Source organism: Thalassobacterium maritimum (assembly GCF_031127805.1).
GTDB classification, from domain to species: domain Bacteria; phylum Verrucomicrobiota; class Verrucomicrobiia; order Opitutales; family Coraliomargaritaceae; genus Thalassobacterium; species Thalassobacterium maritimum.
In genome coordinates, this window is record NZ_JARXHW010000006.1 from 128,446 (window position 1) to 147,428 (window position 18,983).

At 53.9% G+C, this 18,983-nt stretch carries 15 protein-coding genes; 6 read left to right on the plus strand and 9 right to left on the minus strand.

Annotated features, from left to right (window positions below):
- Positions 1–72: 72 nt before the first annotated feature.
- Complete coding sequence (locus tag QEH52_RS04445) at positions 73–1,101, plus strand: alkaline phosphatase D family protein (protein ID WP_308948860.1); 1,029 nt, start codon at positions 73–75, stop codon at positions 1,099–1,101.
- Here QEH52_RS04445 and QEH52_RS04450 read toward each other — a convergent pair.
- Positions 1,098–1,874, minus strand: a complete 777-nt coding sequence (locus QEH52_RS04450; RefSeq protein WP_308948861.1) for a DeoR/GlpR family DNA-binding transcription regulator — start codon at positions 1,872–1,874, stop codon at positions 1,098–1,100. The two genes, QEH52_RS04445 and QEH52_RS04450, sit on opposite strands and share 4 nt — an antisense overlap.
- A 282-nt stretch (positions 1,875–2,156) precedes the next feature.
- Between QEH52_RS04450 and QEH52_RS04455 the strand changes: the two genes are divergently transcribed.
- The 4 genes from QEH52_RS04455 to QEH52_RS04470 are packed head-to-tail and all read left to right on the plus strand — an operon-like array spanning position 2,157 to position 7,313.
- Entirely contained in the window at positions 2,157–2,903 is a 747-nt protein-coding gene (locus QEH52_RS04455) for an MIP/aquaporin family protein (RefSeq protein WP_308948862.1), read from the plus strand.
- 26 nt (positions 2,904–2,929) lie between these two features.
- Positions 2,930–4,438, plus strand: coding sequence for a glycerol kinase GlpK (gene glpK, locus QEH52_RS04460; protein ID WP_308948863.1), 1,509 nt, complete (start codon positions 2,930–2,932; stop codon positions 4,436–4,438).
- Positions 4,439–4,484: 46 nt separating this feature from the next.
- Positions 4,485–5,714: a carbohydrate porin gene (locus QEH52_RS04465; RefSeq protein WP_308948864.1), complete on the plus strand. Its 1,230-nt coding sequence runs from the start codon at positions 4,485–4,487 to the stop codon at positions 5,712–5,714.
- A gap of 33 nt (positions 5,715–5,747) precedes the next feature.
- On the plus strand, positions 5,748–7,313 hold the full coding sequence (locus QEH52_RS04470; protein ID WP_308948865.1) for a glycerol-3-phosphate dehydrogenase/oxidase: 1,566 nt from the start codon (positions 5,748–5,750) through the stop codon (positions 7,311–7,313).
- Positions 7,314–7,331: 18 nt separating this feature from the next.
- Here QEH52_RS04470 and QEH52_RS04475 read toward each other — a convergent pair whose 3' ends face one another.
- The 7 genes from QEH52_RS04475 to QEH52_RS04505 all read right to left on the minus strand — a co-directional run bounded on the left by QEH52_RS04475 (position 7,332) and on the right by QEH52_RS04505 (position 14,838).
- Positions 7,332–8,435, minus strand: a complete 1,104-nt coding sequence (locus QEH52_RS04475; RefSeq protein ID WP_308948866.1) for a GNAT family N-acetyltransferase/peptidase C39 family protein — start codon at positions 8,433–8,435, stop codon at positions 7,332–7,334.
- Positions 8,428–9,882 carry a RimK family protein gene (locus QEH52_RS04480; RefSeq protein WP_308948867.1) on the minus strand — a complete coding sequence of 485 codons (1,455 nt, stop codon included), beginning with the start codon at positions 9,880–9,882 and terminating at the stop codon, positions 8,428–8,430. The genes QEH52_RS04475 and QEH52_RS04480 overlap by 8 nt, the downstream gene beginning before the upstream one ends.
- A 248-nt stretch (positions 9,883–10,130) precedes the next feature.
- Complete coding sequence (locus QEH52_RS04485; RefSeq protein ID WP_308948868.1) at positions 10,131–11,348, minus strand: BaiN/RdsA family NAD(P)/FAD-dependent oxidoreductase; 1,218 nt, start codon at positions 11,346–11,348, stop codon at positions 10,131–10,133.
- Positions 11,349–11,408: 60 nt separating this feature from the next.
- Complete coding sequence (locus tag QEH52_RS04490) at positions 11,409–11,972, minus strand: transglycosylase SLT domain-containing protein (protein WP_308948869.1); 564 nt, start codon at positions 11,970–11,972, stop codon at positions 11,409–11,411.
- Positions 11,973–12,182: 210 nt separating this feature from the next.
- Positions 12,183–13,040: an RluA family pseudouridine synthase gene (locus QEH52_RS04495; protein WP_308948870.1), complete on the minus strand. Its 858-nt coding sequence runs from the start codon at positions 13,038–13,040 to the stop codon at positions 12,183–12,185.
- Between the two features lie 57 nt (positions 13,041–13,097).
- A complete protein-coding gene (locus QEH52_RS04500; RefSeq protein WP_308948871.1) occupies positions 13,098–14,222 on the minus strand; it encodes a hypothetical protein in 1,125 nt (374 codons plus the stop codon).
- Positions 14,223–14,247: 25 nt separating this feature from the next.
- Entirely contained in the window at positions 14,248–14,838 is a 591-nt protein-coding gene (locus QEH52_RS04505) for a Maf family protein (RefSeq protein ID WP_308948872.1), read from the minus strand.
- A gap of 271 nt (positions 14,839–15,109) precedes the next feature.
- On the opposite strand from QEH52_RS04505, the gene QEH52_RS04510 reads away from it, so the two are divergent.
- On the plus strand, positions 15,110–16,753 hold the full coding sequence (locus QEH52_RS04510; protein WP_308948873.1) for an NAD+ synthase: 1,644 nt from the start codon (positions 15,110–15,112) through the stop codon (positions 16,751–16,753).
- A gap of 457 nt (positions 16,754–17,210) precedes the next feature.
- Here QEH52_RS04510 and QEH52_RS04515 read toward each other — a convergent pair whose 3' ends face one another.
- The gene (locus QEH52_RS04515; RefSeq protein WP_308948874.1) at positions 17,211–18,626 is read right to left on the minus strand and encodes an integron integrase; all 1,416 of its coding nucleotides are present in this window, start codon (positions 18,624–18,626) and stop codon (positions 17,211–17,213) included.
- Between the last annotated feature and the right edge of the window lie 357 nt (positions 18,627–18,983).

Genomic DNA, 18,983 nt, shown 5'->3' on the forward strand with positions numbered 1-18,983 from the left:
GGCCTCGCATCGCGAGCAACAAGTTGCGCCCTCCGCGCTTGCCACCGCGATCAGCTTCTTCACATTCACTTTATGCGACTTTCCATTTACACACTGGCCCTGGCCTCGATCAGTCTCTTGCACACGCCCGCCTCGGCGAAATTTCCTGATAACTTTGACAGCCCGCTACAGGTAATCGCCTTTGGCTCTTGCAATCGCGACGAACTCCCCCAGCCACTCTGGCCCATCATCGCCGACCAAGCGCCCGACCTCTGGATCTGGGGCGGCGACAATATTTACGCGGACTGGTATCAGCGCCCCAACGGCCCGAAGGTCAAATATAGCGTCAACCGTGAGTGGATCACCCAACGCTACGCCAGTCAGTACAAGCATCCTGCCTATGCCGCATTTCGCGCCAAGACTCCGATCATTGGCACTTGGGACGATCATGACTACGGTGACAACAACGCCGTAGGCGACTATAAGCTCAAGCAGATCACACGCGATCTTGCGCTAAGCTTTATGGAGGTACCTATCAGCGATCCACGCTGGTCGCGTGAGGGCATTTACGGCGCCTACGATTTTGGTCCTGAAGGGAAGCGAACAAAGGTCATCCTACTAGACAACCGTTACTTTGCCAGTAGTCGCAAGGCCGAGCCCAGTGACCTACTTGGCGATACACAACGCAACTGGCTCGAAAAAACGTTACAGACAAGCACCGCAAATCTACACATCTTCGTCAGCGGCACACAAATCATCTCCGCGGAACATAAATATGAGAAATGGGCGGACTACCCCGGCGACCGCGAATGGCTGCTGCAACAAATCGCACTCAGCGACACCCCGACGGTCTTGATCAGTGGCGATCGACACATCCACGAAATCTCCGTGCTGGAAGATCCGGCCATTGACTTTCCACTGGTCGACATCACTTCCAGTGGGCTGACACATAGTTGGGATAGTTTTAAGGGCGAGCCCAACCGCTACCGCTATGGCCCCGTGGCCACGGGGCTGGGCTTTGGATTGGTTAAGATCGACTGGAGCGGCGCAAAGCCTACTGTTGAATTGCAACTCATCGATCAGACCGCCGAAGTCAGCAACTCATACTCCTTGCAGTTTTAAGCCTCTCGCGGCAGCTTCGCCACAATCACACGCACGCCGGCGCTCTCATACAGCTCAAGTATGCCAGGTGCCGCCCGATCGTCGGTGACCAACACCGAAAACTGACTGATCTCACCAAATATAAAAGGGCTCTTTTGCTCCAGTTTGGTCGAATCACACACCACGCAGACATTTTCAGCGCGCGGGATTAAGCGCTCTTTCAGCACCGCCTGCCCCGGATTCACCTCAGAGGCACCCAACCTATGGTGTAAGCCGTCCACTCCGACAAAGAGCCATTTAATGATAAAACGCTTCATCGCGCCCTCTGCCATCGCCCCCACATACGAGCGCGAGCGCTCCTCATAGCGCCCGCCAGTGCAGATCAAGTCGCAATTCGCCCGCCCGCCCAAGGCGACAATCACATGGTGCGCATTGGTCAGGACCGTCAGAGGAAACTGGGGCAAATAGTCCGTCATCGTCAGTACCGTCGAACTCGCATCCATAAAGATGGTATCGTTCGGCTCGATCAACTGTGCAGCAGCTCGCGCCACCACCGATTTTTCAAAGCGATTCATCGATTGACGTGCAGGCAACGGCATGTCGTGCCGCGCATCTGTGATACGCGTCGCCCCACCATGGATGCGAATCACCCGCTTTTCCTCAGCCAAAACTTCGAGGTCCTTACGGATGGTCTCATTTGTTACCTCAAATTCACGCGCCAGCTCGATGCTCTTAACCGAGCCTTCACCTTCAATTTTGCGTAAAATAAACTCCTGACGTTGTGATGGTAGCATTCTGCGATAAAATTATTTTTCAATTACACTACGACTATGCAGCTCACACAGATTGGGATTCGCAAGCAAAATAGCCCCTAAAACCTTGGATATCAAAATAAATACTTTGGGTTTTGCCCGAAAATTCCAAATTCAATAGCTCAAACTTTGAACGAAAGCAGTAAAACAAAACCCAACAAAAATCGCAAGTTGCTGCAAATAAATAACTTGCAAAACGCAAAAACATGATGCCTGATAACAAACCTACCAATTAAACAACAACCCTAAACCCAAAATACCCCAATGCATCCATACTTCGCTGAAGCACTCGGAACCGCGCTCCTCATCCTATTCGGAAATGGAGTCGTCGCTAATGTTGTCCTCTCAAAATCCAAAGCCAATAATGGCGGCTGGATTGTGATCACCATGGGCTGGGGGCTAGCAGTCGCCCTCGCAGTCTATGTCGTCGGCCGCGTCTCTGGCGCCCATATCAACCCGGCCGTCACCATCGGCCTCGCCAGTATCGGGGCCTTTGAATGGTCACAAGTGCCTGGCTACATTCTATCCCAAATCGCCGGTGGCTTTATCGGCTCGGTTTTAGTCTATCTTTGTTTCTACGCCCACTGGGAAGAAACCGAAGACCCGGACCTCATACTCGCCTGCCACAGCACCTCACCTGCCATCCGTAAATTCATACCTGCATTTGTGACTGAATTTATCGGCACTGTAGTGCTGGTATTCTGTATCCTCGCGCTAGGCAAGGTCGCCCTCGGAGCCGACAGCACACAGCTGGCATGGACCACAGCCATGGGGACTTGGTTCGGCCCCCTACTAGTCGGCCTACTGGTGCTCGCAATCGGCTTATCCTTAGGCGGCCCCACCGGCTACGCAATCAACCCGGCCCGCGACTTAGGACCACGTATCGCGCATACGATACTCCCCATCAAGGGCAAGGGTAGCTCCGATTGGGCCTACGCTTGGGTGCCAATCGTCGCCCCCATACTTGGCGCTGTCGCTGGCGCACAGCTCTTCGTCTTCTCCGCTCTTTAATCCACCCTCAAACCATACTAAAAACCATGTCTCAAGATAAATACATCCTCGCATTCGACCAAGGCACCACAAGTTCACGCTCTATTATCTTTGACCACGACGGCAAAGTCGTCGCGGTTGCTCAGAAAGAGTTTCAACAAATCTATCCCAAGCCAGGCTGGGTAGAGCACGATCCAATGGAGATCTGGTCTAGCCAAAGTTCCACCGCGGCAGAGGCGATTTCCCGCGCCGATCTATCCGCCGATTCAATCGCCGCAGTCGGTGTCACCAACCAACGTGAAACCACCATCGTCTGGGACAAAAAAACCGGCAAACCCGTTTACAATGCGATTGTGTGGCAAGACCGCCGCACCGCTGATTATTGCCGCAAACTGAAAGAGGATGGTATCGAGGCCATGGTTTCCGAAAAGACAGGGCTACGCCTCGACCCATATTTCGCAGGAACCAAAGTTCGCTGGATCTTAGAAAATGTCGAGGGTGCACGCGCCAGAGCCGAAGCGGGCGAACTGCTCTTCGGCACCGTCGATTCCTGGCTGGTGTGGCAACTGACAGGCCATAAGGTGCACGTCACCGATATCACCAATGCCAGCCGCACCCTGTTCTATAATATAGAACAAGACGGCTGGGACGATGAGCTACTAGAGCTCTTCGGTGTGCCACGCAGTATGCTGCCCGAAATCAAATCCTGCTCTGAAGTGTATGGCCACGTAGAAAAAAACCTCTATCCAGGCGGCGCTCCGATCGCTGGTATCGCTGGCGACCAACATGCCGCACTCTTCGGGCAAGCTTGCTTCGAGCCTGGCATGGCGAAAAACACATACGGAACCGGTTGTTTCTTACTCATGAATATGGGAGAAAAACCTATTCGCTCGAAGAATAATCTACTCACCACCGTCGCTTGGCGCATCGGCGACAAAACTGAATATGCACTCGAAGGTTCGATCTTTATCGGTGGCGCCGTAGTGCAATGGATTCGTGACGAATTACAGCTCGTTCGCACCGCGCAAGAACTGGATGCACTCGCTGCGACAGTCGAAGACGCCGGCGGCCTCTTCCTAGTGCCGGCATTCGCCGGCTTGGGTGCGCCCCATTGGGACCCCTATGCACGCGGCGCGGCATTGGGCATCACCCGTGGCACCAATCGAGCACATTTCTGCCGTGCGGCACTTGAATCGATTGCCTTCCAAAGCGCTGACCTCATCACTGCAATGGAGAAAGATAGTGGTATTTCACTCAAAGAACTACGCGTTGACGGCGGCGCCTGCCAAAGCGATCCACTGCTACAATTCCAAGCAGACCTCTTGCAAACTGAAGTCATTCGCCCCAAGTGCATCGAGACCACAGCCCTCGGCGCCGCGTACCTCGCCGGCCTCGCAGTCGGCTTCTGGAAGAGCCGCGACTCGATCACCAAACGCTGGGAACAAGAGCGCTCCTTTGAGCCTCAACGTAAAGCTGAAGACATGACCGCTCTCACTGCCGGGTGGAACAAGGCCCTCGAACGCTCCAAGAAGTGGGAAGACGCCGTCGACGAATAAGCCACACATACGACACCAGACAAACAACTCCAGTCATTACACACCCATGAAATCCTACCCCACCATCCTCAGTTTATGCAGCCTCGCACTACTCCCAAACATAAGTTTTGGAGCCGACGAATCGCCCTACCTCTTCGGAGATTGGGGCGGGGCTCGCACTGAACTTGCCGACAAAGGCGTCTCGCTTAACCTGTTTCACATCTTCGATGTGTATGACGACTTCTCAGGTGCCGCCGAAAGCGGCGGCACCTACTTTGGTCGTCAACGCGTCGCCATTGACCTCGACTTAGAAAAACTTCTAGGTTGGGAAAATAGCTACATCGCAATCAGCGGCGTGCACCAATACGGAAACAACTACAATCGCTCTCGCTTCGGAGTATTCACTAACCCGAGTTCAATCGAAGGCACAGAAACCACCCGCTTGGCCAATATCTATTTTGGTCAAAGTTTATTCGACGGACAGCTAAATTATCAGATCGGAAAAGTGGATGGCGTGGGTGCCTTTGGCTCACAAGAATATGGCAGCTCCTTCATGAACGATGAGTTCGCCTATGTAGCCAATGCCATCTTCGGTAGTGCACTCCCCTTCGATCCGGCCCAGAAGCTCGGTTTGATTGTGGAATATCAACCCAACGGCACGCAACTCTACCTCAAAGGCGGCGTCTTTGATTCCAATCAACTGGATTCCTATGCAGATGATCACAACGGCCTTAGTTTTGACTGGGAGGGGCCAGTTGCCTATGCCGCGGAGCTTGGTTACCGTTCGGATCCTAATAAGACAGATAAACCGGGCTTCGTCAAATTAGGCTTCCATTACAATACGGGCAATTTTGCAAACTTCCTAGACACGACAGAAGACGACAATAACAAGCTCATCTACCTGAGTGCTGGCCGCACCTTGCACAACTTCGACAGTCAACAACAACGACGTATCGACGGCTCGATCACTTGGGTACACGCCCCCGAAGATCGTAACCTCTATGCTGATGAGCTCATCTTCGTTCTTCGTGCAATCGGCCCCTTCGCCGCCCGTCCGAACGATGAACTCGGCCTCGGTGTAGTCGCTGCTTATATCAGCGATGATTATTCAGATGCCTCTCAAAGCGCTGGTGGCCCCGTCGCCAAAGAAGAATACACCGTGGAACTGTCGTACAAAGCAGCCATCACACCGTGGTTCCAATTACAACCTAGCCTACAAGCCGTCATGAATCCGGCTGGCGACACTGATCGCGACACCGTCTGGATCGCGGGCTTACGCTCCGTGATCACATTCTAGAAATTAACTCATAATCTCAAACGAAAGCATCTCATGAAAAGATCAATCTCACTCGATCGCGCACAAGCCGCCGACAAAGTTTTCGACGTAGTCATCATTGGTGGCGGGGCCTCAGGTCTCGGCGCAGCTGTCGACGCGGCCGCACGCGGACACAGCGTCGCCCTCTTCGAACAGGCCGACTTCGCCAAAGGTACTTCTAGCCGCTCCACCAAGCTCGTGCACGGTGGTGTCCGCTACCTGCAACAAGGCAACGTCTCCCTAGTATTGGAAGCACTTCGCGAACGCGGACGCCTCACTCAAAACGCCCCCCACCTGGTGCACTCGCAGTCCTTTGTCATTCCAAACTACTCTTGGTGGGAAGGCCCCTTCTACGGCATCGGCATGAAAGTCTACGACCAACTCGCAGGCAAACTGGGGCTCTCCCCGTCACGCCATCTCAGCAAAAAAGAGACTGTCGAATTAATCCCGACCGTTGAGCAAAACAAACTGGTCGGCGGCGTCGTCTACCACGACGGTCAATTCGATGACTCTCGCCTAGCGGTCAACCTAGCGCAAACCGCCGAAGAGCTCGGTGCTGCGATGCTGAACTACTGCCGCTGTGTCGGACTCGTCAAAGAAAACGACGTCGTATCCGGCGTTCAAATACACGACATAGAAAACGACACTAAATTCACCGTGCGTGCCAAGAGTGTCATCAATGCGACTGGAGTTTTTGTCGACGACCTACGCAAGATGGATGAGCCACAGGCCAAAGGTATTATCGCCGTCAGCCAAGGCATCCACATCGTGCTGCCTAAGAGCTTCCTACCTGGCAATGCCGCGATCATGATTCCCAAGACAGCCGACGGCCGGGTGCTCTTCGCAGTGCCATGGCATGATCACGTAATTGTCGGCACGACCGACACCCCCCTCGATTCTCACAGTCTGGAACCACGCGCACTGGAAGAGGAGCGCGACTTTGTACTGACCCACGCATGCAAATACTTAACCAAAGATCCCAAACCGGAAGACGTATTGAGCATATTTGCTGGATTGCGCCCCTTAGTTAAAGCCGGCGACGGCTCCGACACTGCAGCACTCTCGCGCGATCACAGCATCATTGTGAGCGGCAGCGGACTCATCACTCTGACTGGTGGCAAATGGACCACTTATCGCAAGATGGCTGAAGATGTGATCGAACAGGCCGAAACCTTAGGCGGGCTCGAGCACAAGCGCTGCCAAACAGAAGACATGCAAATTCACGGTTGGACACGAGCCGCCGCCAGCCAAGCCAACTTGGCCAGCTACGGATCCGATGCACTTCGCATCCAAGACCTCATCAAAGAGCAGCCAGAACTCGGAGAAAAGGTACATGCGCAGCTTCCCTATCAACAGGCGGAAGTGGTCTGGCACGCTCGCGAAGAGATGGCCCGCACTGTCGAGGATGTGCTCGCACGCCGAACGCGCGCGCTGCTACTCAACGCCCGAGCCTCGATCGAAGCCGCGCCCGCAGTCGCCAAGATCTTAGCCAAGGAACTCAGCCGCGATGCGACCTGGGAAGCCGAACAAATCAAAGCCTACACCGAGTTAGCCGAAGGCTATATCTTTCCGATCGATTGACAGCCGCATTACAGATATTCACTGCTGCTTAAAAAATAGTGCCACGCTAAAACGAGTGCTGCCATAATTGATCATCTTTGCGAAGTCTTCTTTAGCAACGGGTATGTATTGGCAGTCCAACTCGCTGATCGTTAATTTATCTGTGTCCGGATCGTGCAAGTAAAAGCAAAGTTCATCAAAGGCGGTCACCACCACCCAATGCGGTGCCTTGTCGCCGTTGAGTCGGTAGCTACTGATCATCACCAGCACGAACGCCCCGTTCTTTAATTGCGACTCAATTTCGGCCACCGAAACTGCCTCGCACCGAATGGGGATCGCCTGCGCCTGACTGCGCTCAAGAAATTGCTCGTGCACCAAATTCAGCACCTCTTTCTTGTGCGCCGAGCGCACGCCTTCCACGAAAAGCGGATCGGTCTGGCTCATCATAACTTCCGCGGCGAAGCCACGGCGCTTTGCCGCGAGCGCCAGACCTAAGGGGTGACAGCCTCCGTGGCCTGATGTCATAAAAATAGTGGTGGCTTCACGCCAAAGATCGAGTTCGAGACTTTGGTTCAATACAGTCGTAGGCTCAATGGCTGCCATCACCATCATCAGTGATGCGGGTCCGCAAGTGAAGGCGGTATGCTGCCCATACCAAGGCACGAAGCTCTCCTCACGCACGCGCTCTGGATAGCGAATGCGCTTTTGCATACGCAAGGCATCGCTATGATCTTCGTAATAATCAAGAAACTCGCCAAACACGCGATAGCCCAAACGCTGATACAGCTGCACGGCAGCGAGATTTTGCTTGGCCACCTCCAGCCGCATAAAGAGTCGATCTTCTTCCACTGCTGCGGCTTCGAGGGCCAGCATCAATGCACTGGCATGCCCCTGCCCGCGCGCCTCGGGGTGCAAGGCGATCGAATAGAGCCGCGCCAGGCGTGTGCCTTTATGCAATAAAACGAGGCCGTAACCATAGACGACCTGGTCCCACTCCAGCACTAAGAAGATACAATTCTCGCCTTTGATCCAACGCTGAAAGGAGCGTCGGCTCAATCGATCCGAAGTAAAGCAGACCGCCTCAATCTCCAGCAAACGTTCGATATCCTCTGCCTGCACACAACGAAAACGACGCTCACTCACGTCCACGCCGCTCCAAGCGATCTACGAACTCCTGCATGATCATCATGTAAAGTTCGTCGCCCAAGTAGGCATCTTCCACGCTGTGATCAATGCTCGGGTTGTCGTTCACCTCGATCACATAGATCTGGTTGCCCTTTTGCTTGAGATCGACTCCATACAGGCCGTTGCCAATGATCGCGCTAGCCTTGAGTGCCGCGTCCAACACCGGCTTCGGTGCTTCAAAGGTAGGGATGGTATCAAAGCCGCCGGACTTGCCGGACTTTCGGCTCGATGCATGGTTATAAATTTGCCAATGGTCGCGTGCCATAAAGTATTTACAGGCATAGATGGCCCGGCCATTGAGCACACCGATGCGCCAATCAAAATCGGTGTAGATGTATTCCTGCACCAAAGCTAATGCCGACTCTTTAAGCATTAATCCCAACTTCTCTTTGAGCTCGTCGCGGTTGCCGACTTTATACACGCCGATCGAAAATGAACTCTCTGGCATTTTGAGCACCACGGGATAATCAAAATGGGCCTCAATGCGATCGAGCTCCAGCGCCTCGGCATTGGCCACCACTAAAGTGCGGGGCGCACTGACCTTATTATAACTGAACGCATCCTGTAAAAAGATCTTGTTGCAGCAGCGCATGATTGAAGTCGCATCATCGATCACCACCAAGCCTTCCATTTCCCCCTTGCGCGAAAGTCGGTAGGTGGGGTGGTCGATACTGGTCGTCTCTCGGATAAAGAGCGCATCGTATTGCGAGAGATGCTTCAGCTCATCTGAACGCACCAACTCTGCGGCGATGCCGACCTTGGCAGCTGCTTTGACAAAGCGCTTAATCGCTTCAGCATCACTCGGCGCATTGGCCTCATCCGGATTGTGCAAAATAGCCATGTCCCAGCGATGCTTATTCTTATGGCTAGGATTGCGCCACACTTGCTCGGTAAAGATCCGCAGCCGCTCATAGAAGGTCTCGCGCTCCGCAGTATTGAGCACGGATAAATTATCACGCTCGACCGAAAGTTCCAAGCCATGCGCACCACGGCTCAGGCTAGCCCGCAAGAGCGGCGCCGCATAGCGCTCAAAGACCGCACGCGCCACTTTTTTCCACTCCTCACGCTCCGTCCAACCAAAATAGATATTGAGCACGACCGGCACCTCCATGTCCGCACTCAACTTTGGGAGCAAGGGCTGCAAACGATGCTCTTCACCGCCATCTTGATAACGAAGATCATTGATGGTATTGACACTGGGCAACACCCTGTGTTTGCGCGACTCCGCCAGCAGCGAGCAATAATAGCCCCGGCTTAAATAGTGCTCGGTATCGCACAAATTGATAATGCGCGTGCGCGGCTCTCCCAGCTTCGGATAATCTGAGAGATACTGCTCAAACGTGATCACATTGAGATCTAACGGAGGCGTCTCCGTTTGATCAGTCACAACTAAGGTCTTATACATTGAATGATACCGCAGACGATCAAATCGGATCCATCATTTTGGTCCGTTTGCTATGAGCCTTTTTTAGAAAAAGTCACTCTTAATCGACGGCAAATATGCACAAGTATCTACACTGCTAGCGACGCGATGCCAATCGCGTCTCCCCGGCCCGCACCAGACGTCGCTAGCGCGACATCGCTACCCAAAAAAAGTCACGCCACCACCGACCACTGGTAGCGACGCGATGCCAATCGCGTCTCCCCCAGAAGTCACGCCATCACCGGCCCAGCCGCGGCACTCTGCCCCGCCACGTTCCCGGTTACGAAGCAACCTTGTATCAAGAATCCTCCAGTGGGCGCTTCCCAATCAATCATTTCTCCCGCGCAATAGACGCCGGGCAATTGCTTGAGCATCAGTTGCGCATCCAACTCCGACCAAGCCACCCCCCCGGCGGTGGAAATGGCCTCGGCGATTGGACGCGCTTGCGTCAATGGAATCCGACAACACTTGGCCGCTTGAGCCAAAGAAGCTGCATCGTGAAACTCACCGTAATACTGACGGAGAATCGCACAGGCGGTCTCATTTAATTTCCAACGCAGGCCGGCCTCTTTATAAAAATTGCGACGCGCGGACTCCATTTTTGCAATGAGCCGCGCTTCAGTAAATGTCGGCTTAAAATCGATTTCGATGACGGGCGAAGCCATCCGACGCAACTCTCTGCCTAAAGTATACAGAGGAGTGCCCTCAAAACCGTAACGCGTGGCCACCAACTCACCGGTCAGCGTGCGCCCATTCGCACTCAGCTTCAGATTCTGCAGTGGCTTGCCTTCTATCTGTGCACGCGTCTCAGGACTCCAGTCACACTCCCAACCGCAATTTGCGGCTGCGAAGGGCACCACTTCCACACCTTGCGCCTCCAAAATGGAGACCCAACTGCCAGTAGATCCGGTCTGCGGCCATGAGGCACCGCCCATGGCGAGGACGACCGCATCGAATCTTGCCTGCACGGGCTGATCCCCCTGCAGACAGTCGATTTGAATCCGACCGTCGGACTGTTTCGCTAGCCCCGTCCATTGATGTTTCATGCGAAACACCACGCCCAATTCGCGCAAGCGCAGGACCCAGCGGCGCAATAGAGGCGCCGCCTTCTTTGAAAAAGGAAAAACCTTACCACTCGATGCCGCAAAAGTGTCCACTCCGAGTTCGGCGGCCCAATCACTCAAATGATAATTGTCAAAATCCTTCAGGTATTCCCGCCAACGCTCGACTGGAAAATCACGTCCGGAATACTGGGCCAGAAATGTCTCAAAATCGGCACTATTGGTCAGATTCAGACCACTGCGCCCGGCCACTAAGAATTTACGCCCCACTGAAGGCTTGGCGTCAAAGACTGTGACCGCAGCTCCACGACGCGCAGCCACTTCTGCTGCCCGCAAGCCTGCAGGTCCGCCGCCAATAATTGCAATTTCACGCCTCGAGTTGTCCATACGGCTCAAAGCAAGGTAGATCGCACGGACTCGCAATGTAATTCCGCAGGTCCTTTCGAGTCATTCTTCCGCTCGCACAGGAGGCGCAACAGGCCGAATGTTACCTTTAAAAATACGACGATAAATCTTATTTTTCGGCTGCTTTAACTGCAAGATATCGAAGTTTTTATCTTTAACATAATACGGTCCATAACGATACGCCGCCGCTAATAAGGGGTACGTAAAGTTATCATGCTTTTGTAAAAAGTCCCGACAGAATGCGAGATAATCGATGCCCACACGCACATTGGTGCGCCAATCCCAAGCATGACGGTAGGATTCATCACTCACCTCGCGCCATGCCGGCTTAGTCAATTGCATGATCCCGCGAGCCACGGAACTGCGCGCATGTGCATTTAAACTGCTTTCTGCCCAAGCAATCGCATACACAAACTCAGGGTCTAAACCTTGCTGTGGGGCAATCTCCTCCACGTAGCTCCACATGAGCTCCGGAGAAACCTTCTCCGGCCGATTGACGATCTTACGAGTGAGCGAAAAGGCCAGAATCCCCACCACGATCCCCAACACCACTGCGAGTCGAATTAACAAACGCTCGTTTCGTCGGTAACTGTGATCGATTGGCATGAGCAGAATTAAACATCAGATCCAAGCAATGGCAATACCTAGCGCTAAAGCACTGAAATATTCCCCGCCCCGGTTTTGAAAACCGAGGTTACAGCGCCCCGGTTCAGAGAACCGAGGATACAGCGCCCGGTTCTGAGAACCGAAGATACAGCGCCCCGGTTCTGAGAACCGAGGATACCGGATAAGGCCAGCGCGAGGGCCCGCTTAGGCTTAGGGTGCTTTAAATCGACGTGACGACAGGAGTGGGTTGCGAGTTTCTTTGGGGCGAGACATGTTTAAGCCAGGGCGATACGACATCACGTCTTTAAATTCTTCTGGTAATTCAGACTTCGCCCTGAGTTCACGTAATTTCCCCTTGAAACAATAACGCACGATGGTCTCCGAGGAATGTAACATCATGCGTTTGGTTTGAACTTTAATCGCAATCTCCTTATTAAAGCTGAAATTTCCGTAGGTACGATCACCTACAATCGGTAAACCACGCTTTTTACACTGAACACGTAATTGGTGTGTCCGCCCCGTCAGTGGCATCAATTTGACAAGAGATACTGGAAAGCCTCCAGTGGGTGATTTAATGGTTTGATAGCGTGTCTTAGCTGGAATGATCTGCGGACGGCTGTGAGCACCACTACTATTTTGCGACACTTTTTTAAGTTGATCGGACCAAGCCCCGGAGGGCACCTGCGGACGCCCGCGCACTAGAGCATAGTAGATTTTAGTCACTCTATGAGTTGAAAATTCTTTTTTAATCACAGCAGTGATTTCTGCATTCAAACCCAACAAAATCACGCCCGAGGTGGGCGAATCGAGCCGATTGATCAACCAAACGCGACGCACCTCCCCTGAATTGTCCGTCCAAGTGTAGCACTCTTCTTCTAAATCATAATCCGCAACTAGTAGCGAACGCTCGTTATCTTCCGGCTGATTGGGGTGAGACATCATCCCATGAGGCTTTTCTAATGCAATCAGCCCATCTTCATTGTGCGCAAGCAGGCTCACTCCGTCATTAAGGGGAAGTTGGTCTAGCAATGTGTTCATTAAGTCTGGCATTTCTATTTTAGTATACAATCTCACTGTTTAGAGGAAAAGCTCAACACATAATCGCATACGTAAATAAAATGTAAATTACCGATAATGAAAAGTTACATGCAGTGTTCGCTCTTGCCCAAACACTTTGACCATTTCTTGCGTCCAGGGACGAAAAGGTGAACGCTTGGTGATTGCGGTCTCACAAATGAAAGTGGCGATCTCGCTGGCGGTGGTTCGCACGGCTTTCACATCTGTCACACGGCCATCTGCATGCAGCGTAAAGCGCACCTGCACGCTGGTAGCCGTATCGATCGGCTGGAAGAACTCGATTTCCTGATACCAGCCCGTTTGAATCGCGGCATAAAATTGCTGCTCATACTCCCCGAATTCACTAAAGGTCGCATCTTGCGCAATCACACCGCGCCTGCGAGCGGAGCCTTGCGAACGCATCAGTGGCCCCGTGATCAATTCAGGTGCCAAACGCGGGCGTGCGCGGGGTTTCGGCTGCGCTTCGACGGCCCCCCCCGCTCCATCCCCCGGGGTTTGTTGCGACTGTTCGAGACTTGGCTGAGGGCGATACACATCGATCGGAGCCTCTGGATCGGGGTTTTCAAATACTTCCTGCGCTTCCCCTGCGAAGTCGCTACGACTGCCGGGCCCTTCCTCGGTCACAGGATCTTGTTGTATGAACGCCGGCGCCGGCATGGGCTGTGTGGGCTTGGGGGGGGCCAACTCCTGAGGCTGTCCTAATTTCCCTCCTTGATCGCCCTCGCCTTCACCCGCGCGTGCATGGGGCGCATATACTCCGGGCTCAATAGGCGGCGAGGGCTCTAAAGTGCCTTGCACTATTTTTTGAGAATCTTCCTCTCCCTCGACATGGGGCTTGTTGAGTGCATCCGACAAGGGGCTGTCATCGGCTGCCTGTTGACTGCGATAAGAATATTGATCCGTGCGATCGGGCTCATTTTCCGGCGCCTCGGGGTTTGCTTCGACGTAGTGCGGCTCGACTGGCTCGACCAAGCTGATTTCATAGACCTCGTCAGCCGCGGCCTCTTCGCCACTGCCGGACTGCAGCGGCATCAACTCCTCTGGCACGACAAGCACCACTCCTAGGTGAACGAGGAGTGTCGCCAAGACCGCAACCCAAGTCACCCATCGAGGCTCGCGAACATCGAGGCTGAATGGATTCGCACTACTAGGCTCTATGGCAGGATCGGGCACAATTTGTCTTCACGATAAAATGCTCTTAGTTCCAAAAATCAAAACCTAGTTCCCGTAAAGTTTGTTCAAGGGCCTGAATTGGCAGGCCCATGACATTTTCCACCGAACCTTCCACATGCTCTATAATCAACTCACGACCTTCTTGTATGCCATAGGCACCCGCCTTGTCCAATGGGTTGACTCGTGCAAAATACTGATCGATCCGCGCGTCGTCCAACTGCTGAAAGCGCACATCGCTGCGCTCCACAAAAGTATGCGCCAGCCCACCTGCCTGCCAGTAGAGTGACACCGCGGTATAAACGGTGTGCGTGCGACCCGACAGCATCTGCAGCATTCGCCGCGCATCCGCCAGATCGACCGGCTTGCTGAGCACATGCGCATCCCAAGCCACCGTGGTGTCGGAGCCGAGCACCAAAGCCTCAGGCTCCAGCTCCGAGAGCGTGGACGCCTTGAGTTTAGCATTTTCCAGCACCATCACTTCAGGCCCTTGGCTACCGGAATCATCTTCCTCCACATGAGTGGGCCGGATTTCGAAGCGTAGCCCCATGCGCTGCATCAGCTCTGCACGCCGCGGCGAAGCGGAGGCTAAATAAAAGTGTGTAGGAAGCTCAGCCATAATTTCTTAGTCTAAAACATGTTCAACAGAGCCAATGGAGACACTCAAATGAATTGGCTCCGACGCAAGCATGCTGCCGCCCACCTGCCCCATCAATGGAACAGAAAATAAACTCAGGCAAAGAGTGAATAGAATGGCGAAAGTCTTGTCTTCTCTGTACATTGGAAAATAGTCGTAAATCTTGCAGCTTAAGCAAGTCCGCCTGACTATTCGGGCAAGTCATTTATTTGCAAGTCGCAGTTCAAACAATCGTTTCAAATACATTTTACCTATGAAAATTGGCATCGCGCAGATCAACACCACAGTCGGAGACCTGACTGGCAACTCACAACGCATCCTAAGCGCCTACAAAGCGCTCGTCGCCGACGGTGCCGACTTAGTGCTCTTCCCCGAACTCGCCGTCTGCGGTTATCCGCCACGCGACCTACTCTTTAAAAGCCGCTTCGTCAGTGATACAGAAGACGCCCTCGATGCCATTGCCCAACAGATCGGCTCCGTGCCCGCAGTGATCGGCTACGTGCAAGACCGCGGCCCCTGCATCACAGGACGCCCCTTCTACAACGCCGCCGCATGGTGCGAGTCCGGCGAGATCAAAACCGTCGCCCACAAATCGCTGCTCCCCAGCTACGACGTCTTCGACGAAGAGCGCTACTTCGAGCCCGCAGAAGGCCCCACAGTCTATGAGTGGCAGGGGCAAAAAGTCGGCATCACCATCTGTGAAGACATTTGGACCCATCCCGATCTCAAGACCAGTCGCCGCTATTGCAACGATCCTGTAGGCACACTGGCCGAGCAAAAAATCGACCTCTTACTCAACCTTTCCGCCAGCCCCTGGCACGAGGGCAAAAACGAAGCGCGCGAGCCACTGGTGCAAGACGCCGCCGAACGCTGCGGCTGCCCAGCTGTTTACTGCAACGCCGTGGGTGGCAACGACGAACTCATCTTCGATGGTGGCAGCCTCGCCGCACACCCGGAGCGCGGCCTCGTCGCCGGCCTGGCCGCCTTCCGCGAAGAAAATCACGTGATCGATCTCGCAAGCCCTGCCGGCTATGTGTCGGAACAATTCAACCTCAAAGGAAATGCCGCCACACAAGCCGCACTCGTGCTCGGCCTGCGCGACTACGCCCACAAGAGCGGCTTCAAAAAAGCACTGATCGGCCTCAGCGGCGGCATCGACTCCGCCGTGGTTGCAGCCATCGCCGCCGAAGCCTTCGGCCCCGAAAACGTGATCGGTATCGCCCTGCCCTCCGCCATCTCCAGCCAACACAGCCGTGACGACGCCGCCGCGCTCGCCCAAAACCTCGACATCGAATACCACGAAGTCGCCATCGCCGAAACCGTGGCGTCCGCCGAATCCGCCCTGGGCGACCTTTTTGCCGGCCGCGCCGCCGACGTGACCGAAGAAAACATCCAAGCCCGCGCACGTGGATTGCTACTGATGGCGATGTCCAATAAATTTGGCGCACTACTGCTCACCACCGGCAACAAGAGCGAAATTTCTGTCGGCTACTGCACCCTCTACGGTGACATGTGCGGCGGCTTGGCAGTCATCTCCGACTTGCCCAAGATGAAAGTCTATGCACTCGCACGCCACATGAACCTCGAGCGCGAACTCATCCCCGTCAACACCATCGAAAAAGCACCCTCTGCCGAGCTACGCCCCGATCAAAAAGACGAAGATTCCCTGCCCCCCTATCCAGTCTTGGACGGCATTCTACGCCTCTACGTAGAAGAGGGCCTCTCACGCGCCGAGATCGTGGAAAAGGGCTACGACTCCGAGGTCGTCAACGACATCGTGCGCAAAGTCGATCTCAACGAATACAAGCGCAAGCAAGCCGCCCCCGGTCTCAAGACCACCCCACTCGCCTTCGGCGTCGGCCGCCGCATCCCCATCGTACAGAAATATGTAAGCTAAGCGCAGTTCAAAGCACCCCGAGGCCCAATCGAACCCACCAATGGGTCCGCGCATCTACGTAGTGTGTTCGCTCGTGAGCGCCGCGGTATCCACGTTAACGCCCCTTCAATCAACACGACGATTCTCAGAAACAGAACGAACGTGGGAACGTCCAACATCGAACGTCCAACATCCAATGTTGAATGATTAAGCTCGGGCACGAATCATTCGATGTTCAATGTTGGACGTTCGACGTTGGACGTTCCCAGCGTTTCCATGTGTCACAAAACATACTCAGCGCTATTCGGTCGCTTCGAACCTTCAATCCCATAGCTTGGGGCCAATCCGTATCCTCAATCCTCTGGATTGGGGCCAATCCGTATCCTCAATCCTCCGGATTGGGGCCAATCCGTATCCTCAATCCCATAGCTTGGGGCCATCGAGCAAGATGCCGCACGGCCGCATAGCCCGCACACGACTACGAAGAGCCTTCCAAAATATCCAAGGGACTCACCGTCAGATCCTGCTGATCTTCCATCACGTGCAGATAAATCATCGTCGTCTCCACGCAAGCATGGCCCAGGAAATCCTGCAAAGTCCGAATATTTGTCCCATTCTCCAGCAAATGCGTGGCATAACTATGCCGTAACACATGCGAATTTGATCGTTTCGGGATTTCTGCTTTCACTGCCGAGAGCGAGAGATGCTTTTGATAAGCACGCGGCAAAATGTGATGTCGCCGCTTAGCGGCATCGCGTTCTCCACGAGGATCACGCGAGAGGCCTTGCATCGGAAAGAGCCAAAACCACTCCCAGCGCTTACACGCCTGCGACATCTTTCGATCCAAGGCCCCAGGCATAAATACCCCTGGAACATTTGCCTGACGATCCGCCTCAAAGGTCTTACGCACAACTTTCAGATGAGCGATCAAAGGTTCCTGCAAAGAGCGTGCCAGCGGCACACAGCGATCTTTATCCCCCTTAGACGCTCGGATGTAGAGCTTGCCGCGCTCCAGGTCCACATCCTTGACTCGCAGGCGACACAGCTCCGAGATGCGCAAACCACAGCCATATTGCAGTCGTGCCATCAAACCCCACGTCCCCTTCACATTATCCAGTAAACGCTTAATTTCACCGCGAGAATACACCACCGGATAGTATTTGCGTGGATTTGCTTTCACATAATCGCTAAAATCTCCCAGTTCCATCTTACGCACCTCGCGCAGGAAAAAGACACCCGCGTTTAAGGCCTGCCGCTGCGTCCCCGCCGCCACGCCTTCCTCCACCGCGAGAAAGCTCAAAAAACGCTTCAAGTCTTCCTCCGCGAAAGCCTCCAACCCATCCTTACTTCCAAGGAAACGCTCCATCCTCCGAATCCAGCCCAGATAGGCCTCTTCCGTGCGGTAGGCCATCTGCCGCACCCGCATCAAACGCACCGTCTCCTCAAACCACGGATCCATCGGCACCTTCGCCTGCATCTCCGCCACCGTGTAGGCATAGTGCTGCCGCCCGTCCTCGTAGCCTTCCTCAACCATCGGTGCTTCGTCATCTTCCTGCATCCCGCTCCGGGGGCTGTCGTCGGTCGCCCCGGCCAACACCTTACCCTCTGCGGAGCTCTCAATCTTTTTCGCCGCCTTGTGCCGCCGCGACGGCGCCTTCCGGAAAAACCAGTTCAGCCCTTGGCGCCACTGCTCGACTTGCCAGTCCTGCGGTCGGCGCGTCTCAATCAAATGTTTTAGGAACATCCGCGCCGAGTCCTTCGACGCAGCCATATGTTCCCGTTTCAAATGACCGAGGAACCAGTTGATGATGACACGATGACGGTCACGCACCTTGTCCGGCAAATCCGCTGCCTTCAGGGCGTCCGACCAATTAGGGAAGGAAACAATAATCATAACACCTCACAAGTGTGAACATTTGTTCACCTCTTTGCAAGTCTGAACTTAAAAAAAACCAAACCACCGCCGCAAAAGATACACTAACCCCGCCCGCGTGTTCGGAGACATTTTGGCTCACCCGAACGAAAGTCGACTTTTGTACAACTGAGTCAATCATTACATATCCAACTTGAAAACAATGAATTAAGAAACTTAAACTAATAAACTTGAGCCCTACCTGAAAACGTCTAACGTGCACCAAAAATACACTAATAAAACTGTTAAGCAGAAATGAATTTTTATTTCGACATGATATACCCCGGCAAGCCGTGGCATCACAAAGTAATACGATCAATACAAGTGGACATTCAGTCA